The sequence below is a fragment of the Azohydromonas sediminis genome (assembly GCF_003574675.1).
Classification (GTDB): Bacteria; Pseudomonadota; Gammaproteobacteria; order Burkholderiales; family Burkholderiaceae_C; genus Calidifontimicrobium; species Calidifontimicrobium sediminis.
In genome coordinates, this window is record NZ_QOAZ01000109.1 from 1 (window position 1) to 595 (window position 595).

Genomic DNA, 595 nt, shown 5'->3' on the forward strand with positions numbered 1-595 from the left:
GTCAGCTCCATGTGTCGCCACACTTCCACCTCAGACCTATCAACCTGATCATCTTTCAGGGATCTTACTTCCTTGCGGAATGGGAAATCTCATCTTGAGGGGGGCTTCATGCTTAGATGCTTTCAGCACTTATCCCGTCCGCACATAGCTACCCAGCGATGCCCTTGGCAGAACAACTGGTACACCAGCGGTGCGTCCATCCCGGTCCTCTCGTACTAAGGACAGCTCCTCTCAAATTTCCTGCGCCCGCGACGGATAGGGACCGAACTGTCTCACGACGTTCTGAACCCAGCTCGCGTACCGCTTTAATGGGCGAACAGCCCAACCCTTGGGACCGACTACAGCCCCAGGATGCGATGAGCCGACATCGAGGTGCCAAACCTCCCCGTCGATGTGGACTCTTGGGGGAGATAAGCCTGTTATCCCCGGGGTAGCTTTTATCCGTTGAGCGATGGCCCTTCCATGCGGAACCACCGGATCACTAAGCCCGACTTTCGTCCCTGCTCGACCTGTATGTCTCGCAGTCAAGCTCCCTTCTGCCTTTGCACTCTTCGAATGATTTCCAACCATTCTGAGGGAACCTTGGGGCGCCTCC

General features: G+C 56.1%; 1 rRNA gene. It reads right to left on the reverse strand.

Annotated features, from left to right (window positions below):
* A 23S ribosomal RNA gene (locus DRV96_RS17850) occupies positions 1-595 on the reverse strand; the annotation flags it as partial.